The 6,714-nt window shown below is 31.6% G+C and carries 11 protein-coding genes; 9 read left to right on the plus strand and 2 right to left on the minus strand.

From position 1 onward, the window contains the following. Positions 1-54 precede the first annotated feature (54 nt). Positions 55-447 carry a hypothetical protein gene (locus tag ACI9TV_RS15495; RefSeq protein ID WP_415251724.1) on the minus strand — a complete coding sequence of 131 codons (393 nt, stop codon included), beginning with the start codon at positions 445-447 and terminating at the stop codon, positions 55-57. 174 nt (positions 448-621) lie between these two features. On the opposite strand from ACI9TV_RS15495, the gene ACI9TV_RS15500 reads away from it, so the two are divergent. The 6 genes from ACI9TV_RS15500 (at position 622) to ACI9TV_RS15525 (ending at position 3,851) form a co-directional block, all read left to right on the plus strand. Next, positions 622-1,056, plus strand: coding sequence for a DUF4395 domain-containing protein (locus ACI9TV_RS15500; protein WP_415251725.1), 435 nt, complete (start codon positions 622-624; stop codon positions 1,054-1,056). Then, complete coding sequence (locus ACI9TV_RS15505; protein ID WP_415251726.1) at positions 1,056-1,460, plus strand: RrF2 family transcriptional regulator; 405 nt, start codon at positions 1,056-1,058, stop codon at positions 1,458-1,460. The genes ACI9TV_RS15500 and ACI9TV_RS15505 overlap by 1 nt, the downstream gene beginning before the upstream one ends. Before the next feature lie 73 nt (positions 1,461-1,533). Beyond that, entirely contained in the window at positions 1,534-2,094 is a 561-nt protein-coding gene (locus tag ACI9TV_RS15510) for a TetR/AcrR family transcriptional regulator (RefSeq protein ID WP_415251727.1), read from the plus strand. Positions 2,095-2,226: 132 nt separating this feature from the next. Beyond that, on the plus strand, positions 2,227-2,508 hold the full coding sequence (locus ACI9TV_RS15515) for a hypothetical protein (RefSeq protein ID WP_415251728.1): 282 nt from the start codon (positions 2,227-2,229) through the stop codon (positions 2,506-2,508). A gap of 47 nt (positions 2,509-2,555) precedes the next feature. Further along, the gene (locus tag ACI9TV_RS15520; RefSeq protein ID WP_415251729.1) at positions 2,556-3,284 is read left to right on the plus strand and encodes a peroxiredoxin-like family protein; all 729 of its coding nucleotides are present in this window, start codon (positions 2,556-2,558) and stop codon (positions 3,282-3,284) included. Between the two features lie 36 nt (positions 3,285-3,320). Then, positions 3,321-3,851 carry a YhcH/YjgK/YiaL family protein gene (locus ACI9TV_RS15525; RefSeq protein WP_415251730.1) on the plus strand — a complete coding sequence of 177 codons (531 nt, stop codon included), beginning with the start codon at positions 3,321-3,323 and terminating at the stop codon, positions 3,849-3,851. On the opposite strand, the gene ACI9TV_RS15530 is transcribed toward ACI9TV_RS15525, so the two are convergent. Beyond that, positions 3,835-4,209: a rhodanese-like domain-containing protein gene (locus tag ACI9TV_RS15530; RefSeq protein ID WP_415251731.1), complete on the minus strand. Its 375-nt coding sequence runs from the start codon at positions 4,207-4,209 to the stop codon at positions 3,835-3,837. The two genes, ACI9TV_RS15525 and ACI9TV_RS15530, sit on opposite strands and share 17 nt — an antisense overlap. A gap of 216 nt (positions 4,210-4,425) precedes the next feature. Between ACI9TV_RS15530 and ACI9TV_RS15535 the strand changes: the two genes are divergently transcribed. From ACI9TV_RS15535 to ACI9TV_RS15545, 3 genes are read left to right on the plus strand one after another with little or no spacing between them, the layout of a single operon-like run. Next, a complete protein-coding gene (locus ACI9TV_RS15535) occupies positions 4,426-4,917 on the plus strand; it encodes a SprT-like domain-containing protein (protein ID WP_415251732.1) in 492 nt (163 codons plus the stop codon). A 24-nt stretch (positions 4,918-4,941) separates the two neighbouring features. Then, complete coding sequence (locus ACI9TV_RS15540; RefSeq protein ID WP_415251733.1) at positions 4,942-5,472, plus strand: YaeQ family protein; 531 nt, start codon at positions 4,942-4,944, stop codon at positions 5,470-5,472. Beyond that, the gene (locus ACI9TV_RS15545) at positions 5,472-6,116 is read left to right on the plus strand and encodes an HAD family hydrolase (RefSeq protein WP_415251734.1); all 645 of its coding nucleotides are present in this window, start codon (positions 5,472-5,474) and stop codon (positions 6,114-6,116) included. Before ACI9TV_RS15540 ends, ACI9TV_RS15545 begins: the two co-directional genes overlap by 1 nt. Positions 6,117-6,714: the final 598 nt, after the last annotated feature.

Here is a 6,714-nt window from a genome sequence, read left to right on the forward strand (position 1 = left end):
GTAAGTAGTAAAATTATAGTAAATAATGGTGAAGTGATTGTGTACTATGAAGTGTTAGGAAAAAGCTAAATAAATAAAGGGTGGATAAACTACAAGACCCATATATGGAAGATACTTGTTAAGTGGTGTGAGTAGAGCAAGACTTAACTCATGTGAAATTTCTTTATCAATAAAGACTTGTTTTATGAGCATTATTTTCATCGCTATATCTAGAACCTTAATGGAAAAGAAAAAGATTGCATACATATTGTAGTTACTTACTAGCATTATAAAAATTGAAAAGTAAAAAGTAGGGTGCATGATGAGAAATAAGAAAACACTTTTTTTGTAGTACTCATGCATTCGTGCGAGCATACCTACCATAGTAGTTGCTTTTTGCCATTGTACTTCATAAATTTCTAAGAAGACATATATGATGATGTAGTTTAATATTAGTTCATTTATCATTGATGAAAGTATATCAGATTCTATGTATAATTATTTATGTTTAAAAAGAAGCATGTACGTAAACCTAACGAAAAGCAAATGGGGAATAGCTAATCCTTAGCAACTCGCTTAGTTTACTTGACTTTAAAAGCTAAATCCTTTAATATTACAAATAACAATAATAAAGGATTTATTATGAATAACAAATCATGTCCCATTTCACTTGTATCAGTTGACTCAAACATCGCAAGAATCAACGCTTTTTATGTTGGTCTTATATTTAGTATATTTCTCGTTACTCAAAGTTCAGCATTAGTTTTTTTCCTTATACTAGATTTTGTAACTAGAATATTTTTAAACAAAGAGTATAGTTTACTTTTTATACTTTCAAAAAATACAAAAAATATATTAAAGTTAGAGACCATAAAAGTAGACGCTGCACCTAAAAAATTAGCATCTCTTTTTGGTTTAGTATTTTTAGTAACCATAGCTATTCTTTACGTACTAAACTTAACACTTTTATTTTATATATTTAGTGGAATACTTTTAGCATGTATTTTCCTGGAGGTTGCGTTTTCTTACTGTCTAGGGTGTGAGATATACCATATATATAAACGAGTTTTTGTTTAATGGTTGGTATATCAACAAAAGGCGTTTACGCAATTGCGGCAATGTATACACTATCTAACTCTCCAAATGGCAAGTTGATGCAGATAAAAGAGATTGCCGCAATGACTCAAATATCTCACGGATACCTCGAACAGATACTCTCTAGCTTGAAAAAAAGCTCCTTAGTTGTTAGTATACGTGGAGTTAATGGTGGTTATAAACTATCTCGTGATGCTTCAGACATTATTGTTTTAGAAATAATAGAAGTAATGGAGGGCAAGCTTTTTGTTCCCTCTCAAAACTCAGGAGCAAGTGTAGTTCTTGACTCTTTTTGGTTAGATATGCAAGAAAAGGTACAAGATGCTTTTAACGTGAAACTATCAAATTTAGATAAATCTTACCAGAGTTACTTTTATGAAATTTAATTATTACCCTTATTTTGAGCACCCTTGACATTATAGAATATATGTTCTATAATATTGAAAATGGAGGGTGAAAATGGCAAGACCAGTTGAATATGATTTAGAAAAAGTTCTTGATAATGCAATGGAAATATTTTGGAAAAAAGGATACGAAGGTGTATCTATGGCTGAATTAGTTTTGCATACAGGATTAAATCGTAGAACGATGTACTCTTTATTTAAAGATAAAGAAGGAGTGTTTCACGATGCACTAGATCACTACTATTCAAAAATTGGAGCACGACAACTTACTATTTTGAAAAACAATCCTGGTAAAAAAGGGATTGAACAGTTCTTTCAATATTTTAGCTTTCATGACAAATTTAAAGGTTGCCTGTTCTCAAATACAATGAGAGAGAAAGAATTTATGAATGAAGAAACATACAATATTCCAAAAGAATATTTCGACGTTGTACGTTTAGGAATGGAAAAAAGTCTTGAACAAGCGTCTATGGATGGAGATTTTCATGGAGATGCAAGATCAATGGCCCTGACTATTATTACTATGATTCATGGTTTTCATGTGTATGGAAAATATAATAATTCAAAAGAAGATGGTGAAGCAATTATCAAAAATGTATTGAGCATGATTAGATAATTTTTTTTCACATATTATAGAACAATTATTCTATAATATGTGAAAATGAACAAAGTAAAGTAAAAGGAAAATATAATGGAAAATAAATTACATATCTTATGGACGAACGATAACGTTTTAACAGCCGAACACATGCTACTGTTGTATGCAACAAAAACAATGGAGTTTAAATTGTGGGATGAAATCACTATCATCATTTGGGGAGCGACTTCAAAGCTTGTTGCTGAAAACGAACATATAAAAAAGTTAGTAGCAGATGCTCAAAAAGCAGGAGTGATGTTTAGTAGCTGTGTCAAATGTGCTGAGGATCTCGGAACTACACAAGCTCTTTTAGATCAAGGAATTGAGCTAATAGCATGGGGTAAACCATTGACCGAGCTGATTAAAAATAAGAACCACCTGATAACGATTTAATACTATAGGTATTTTTAAGAGTCATAAATAAATTAAAGGAAAAAACTATGCGTAATATAATCTTAATTGTATGCTTGAATGCATTTTGTATGCTTCAAGCAGCAGAAGTAGCTAGCTACCAAGAATCGTTAAATCAGTTCACGTTAAAGAGCTTGAAAGCTCCTTCTAAGTTCTCTACAGAGGAAAAGGAAGTTATGAATCAGGCTGGTCTATCTTTAGCTAAATCACTTCCTGATCCAGGAATTAAGGTTGGTAAAAAAGCACCAAATTTTAGCTTGAAAAATGCTTTTGGCAAAGAAGTCAATTTAGAAGATGAACTTAAAAAAGGTCCTGTTGTTCTTGTCTTTTATCGTGGTGCGTGGTGTCCTTTTTGCAATATGCACCTTAGTGTACTGATCGATAGCGTGAGTGAATTTAAAAAGTATGGTGCTCAGTTAATTACCATAACACCACAAACAGCAGATAAATCAGCAGAACAAATAAAAAAAGATAGTTATCAGTTTGAAGTTTTAAGTGACTTAGATTACAGTGTTATGAAAGAGTATAAATTATACTTTGAATTATCTAAAGAGATACTCGCTATATATAAAAAAAATGGACTTGATGTAGAATCATACAATGGTAAAAACCGTACGGCATTGCCAATCCCAGGTACTTTCGTTATAGATACTAAGGGAGTTGTGAGAGCAATGCAGGCACAAACGAATTATAAACTCCGTATGGAACCCAAAGATATTATTGATGCATTGAAAAAAATATCAAAAGAGAAGGAATAAGTTAATTTCCTAGAGTAAAGCAATATTTTTATAGAAATGAAAAATATGATATCGTGTCACAAAGTATTGGAGATGAAAATGGCTGTTTTTGGAAAATTGGATCTGTTAAAAGAGCAGGTAAGTGACGCAAAGTTTCATAAAGCTTTTGCGTATTTAGAGCAGGTATTTGATGTTAGCTCACAAAAAAATGCAAATATACTCTCCTTAGTGATGGATACATGTAATAAAATAGAAATAGATGCAAATTGCTTTGCTTTAGAACAAGTGTATCTCTCAAAAGAGAGAGGAGAGTGTTTTTTTGAGTCTCATAAAAAATACATTGACTTCCAGTTTATAGTTGATGGTGAAGAGATTATAGAAGTAGCTCACATAGATGATTTAGATGTTGCAGTTTCATATAATGAAATTATAGATTTTATCAAATATGAAGATAAAAAAGAGAACTCTTCAATCATTTTAAGAAAAGGTGAATTGGCTATTTTTTATCCTGAGGATTCACATATGCCTTGTATTAATACTGAAGAGTCTTCAAAAGTTGTAAAAGTAGTCATTAAAGTGAAGGTTTAATCGTTTTATAACCTTTATCTAGCCAACCCCAATTTATACCGCCGTCTAAGTCATAAACATTTGTATACTTAAGTTGTAAAGCGAGTAATTCACCAACTGATTTTGTTCTTCTTGCATGAGCGCAGACTAAGATAAAAGGTTGCTCTTTATCTGTAACAACCTGAGTGAAGGCTTCTAAAAAAGCTTTAACATCATATCCACCTTCCTCATCAAAAAATGTGATCTTATGACTTCCCTCAATAACTCCATAATATTCCCATTCATCAGCTCTTCTAATGTCAATTATTTTGTATCCTTCTTTCACTTTCTCATCAAATTCATCTGCTAAGAGAGACATAAAAGGTGTAGAATTTAACATAAATATCCTTTATCTAATCGTTTAATTTCTAAACGGATTTTATGTGACTAAGACAAAATACTTCTACTGTTTGTGAATATAATATATAAACTAAAGGGTAGGGTAAGTTTAGTTTACTTGTAGAGAGAAGTATTTGTATTTTTGCAAAGCCAAAGGATATTCTTGGATTGTAATCAATAACTTTATGTATAATGGTATAAAATATAAAGAGAAAAGATGTTTAAAAAGAAGTTAGAATTAATATTTGCAAGTGTTATAGTCTTAGCTATCTCTGTACTTGCTTTGAATTACTATAAGAGTTATACATTTAAAAATAATGATATACCGGAGAGTTATAAACAACGGATACAAGCAAAAGAACAAGAAGTCCTTTATAACATGCAAAGGCAATATGGTTTTACACTCAATATCCCTTTAATAGTTACAGACAAGTTTAAAGGAAGATTGTATGGTCTTACTTCTTATAAAAATGGTGAAATCAAAATATATCTTAACAAAAAAGTGATGCAAGAGAGTATGGACTATATGATTGAGAGTGTTATTGCACATGAATATGCACATGCCCTGATGTTCAAGCAAGGTCATATGCATACGAAGGATGATGGACACTCAAAACTTTGGCAACAGACTTGCATAAAGTTAGGTGCAAAAGATTGTCAACAGTATGTTGATCAACAAGAGATCATAATGTCGAAGATGCCATTTTAAATGGCGAGAAAATAAAGGTACTACATGGCTGCAAAGGCAACAATATATAAAGCGCTACTCAACATAGCAAATATGGATACACACTATTATGAAGAACACAACCTTACTTTAGCGAAGCATCCATCGGAGAATGATTTACGTTTGATAGTACGACTGATTGCTTTTATTCTCAATGCCAATGAAGATTTAGTATTTTGTAAAGGTATAGCTGAAGATGACGAGCCTGATTTATGGCAGAAGTCTTTAGGTGGAGATATTGAGCTTTGGATTGATTTGGGTCAACCAGATGAAAAGCGAATAAAAAAAGCTTGTGGACGTTCTGATAGAGTTATTATTTATACATATCAAGAAGGGATGGCTACTGCTTGGTTTAAACAGATAGAAAAATCACTCAAACGCTTTAAAAACCTTGAAGTTGTATATCTTAATCTTGATGGTGAAATAGAAAGTATCGTAGAACGTTCAATGAGTTTACAAGCTAACATTAGTGATGGTGAACTTTCTTTGATTAATGGTGAAGATACTGTGCTTATCACAAAAGATATTTGGAGTTAATGGTGAAGAAGTACCTTTTATTTGATAATGATGGTGTTCTTGTTGAAACTGAGCCGTATTACTACAAAGCAAATGTAAAAGCATTGGCTGAATTTGGACTAGAGCTTACCTTTGATGTATATATGGAGATAATGGCTCGAGGTGGTACTGCCTGGGAAATAGCACAAAAGCAAGGTATTTCTAAAAATGAGATAGATAAGAAACGAAGACAAAGAGATGTTTACTATCAAGAGTTCATTCAAACTCAAAACATAGAAATAGCTGGAGTTGTAGAGGTTTTAAAAGAACTCTCAAAAACTTATAAGATGGGCATAGTCACAACGTCTAGAAGAGTTGATTTTGATTTAGTACATGATAACCTAGATATAGTACAATATATGGATTTCACTTTATGCGTAGAAGAATACCCTCGCTCAAAACCTTATCCTGATCCATACTTAGCTGGAATGAAAAAATTTAATGCAACGAAAGAAGAATGTATAATCATCGAGGACTCTGAACGTGGGTTAACATCCGCTGTAAATGCAGAGATCGAGTGCGTAGTGGTGAAAAATGAATTCACAGTAACACATGATTTTTCAAAGGCTACATATAAGATTGATTCTATAAAAGATTTACAATTGTTGTTGGAAAGTTTGAAGTAAAAACAAATTTGTTGTAAGCGTAAAAAACATAAGCTCACAACAGTCCAAGGGGTTGAACGAGAGAATTATAACTACAACTTACTTAAAAAATTATAATAATATATAATTAATATTATAAGTAAACTATATTATTATTACTATTTACGACTTAATTAAAGAAATGGGGGGGGGGTTAAAACCTCTATAAACTTCGTTATACTGGTTAGAAACCAAGGTATTTCTATAATGGATTATAAAAAAATTCTAAAAACTGTCCAAATTGCTCTTCTAAAAATGTAATAAAGATAGGAAAAAGAAGAGATATTTATGCAAAGATTGGACTTAATTAAAAAAAACGGGTGCGTAATTTTCTACTTTTTCTTATAATCGAAAAGATTTCCCCGTACCCTTGGGTCGGTCGGCAACAGTTCAAGAAACCATACAGTACAATATGGAATGAGTGAGCATGTATTTAAAAGTCATAACAAAACATCATATAATGAAAACTAGCAATTAAGCTATCATAAACCTAGAGAGTTTTGAACATGTAACATGTCGGACAAAACATAAATCAGCGAGTTTTCTTAAATGGGAATTTATCTAGATTGACTCCAAGTCA

Source organism: Sulfurimonas sp., from assembly GCF_047622445.1.
Lineage (GTDB): Bacteria > Campylobacterota > Campylobacteria > Campylobacterales > Sulfurimonadaceae > Sulfurimonas.

Excerpts from the sequence above, each read along its gene's own strand:
- ACI9TV_RS15495 (WP_415251724.1), bottom strand. The coding sequence starts at position 447 with ATGATAAATGAACTAATATTAAACTACATCATCATATATGTCTTCTTA.
- ACI9TV_RS15500 (WP_415251725.1), top strand. The coding sequence starts at position 622 with ATGAATAACAAATCATGTCCCATTTCACTTGTATCAGTTGACTCAAAC.
- ACI9TV_RS15505 (WP_415251726.1), top strand. The coding sequence starts at position 1,056 with ATGGTTGGTATATCAACAAAAGGCGTTTACGCAATTGCGGCAATGTAT.
- ACI9TV_RS15510 (WP_415251727.1), top strand. The coding sequence starts at position 1,534 with ATGGCAAGACCAGTTGAATATGATTTAGAAAAAGTTCTTGATAATGCA.
- ACI9TV_RS15515 (WP_415251728.1), top strand. The coding sequence starts at position 2,227 with ATGCTACTGTTGTATGCAACAAAAACAATGGAGTTTAAATTGTGGGAT.
- ACI9TV_RS15520 (WP_415251729.1), top strand. The coding sequence starts at position 2,556 with ATGCGTAATATAATCTTAATTGTATGCTTGAATGCATTTTGTATGCTT.
- ACI9TV_RS15525 (WP_415251730.1), top strand. The coding sequence starts at position 3,321 with ATGAAAAATATGATATCGTGTCACAAAGTATTGGAGATGAAAATGGCT.
- ACI9TV_RS15530 (WP_415251731.1), bottom strand. The coding sequence starts at position 4,209 with ATGTTAAATTCTACACCTTTTATGTCTCTCTTAGCAGATGAATTTGAT.
- ACI9TV_RS15535 (WP_415251732.1), top strand. The coding sequence starts at position 4,426 with ATGTTTAAAAAGAAGTTAGAATTAATATTTGCAAGTGTTATAGTCTTA.
- ACI9TV_RS15540 (WP_415251733.1), top strand. The coding sequence starts at position 4,942 with ATGGCTGCAAAGGCAACAATATATAAAGCGCTACTCAACATAGCAAAT.
- ACI9TV_RS15545 (WP_415251734.1), top strand. The coding sequence starts at position 5,472 with ATGGTGAAGAAGTACCTTTTATTTGATAATGATGGTGTTCTTGTTGAA.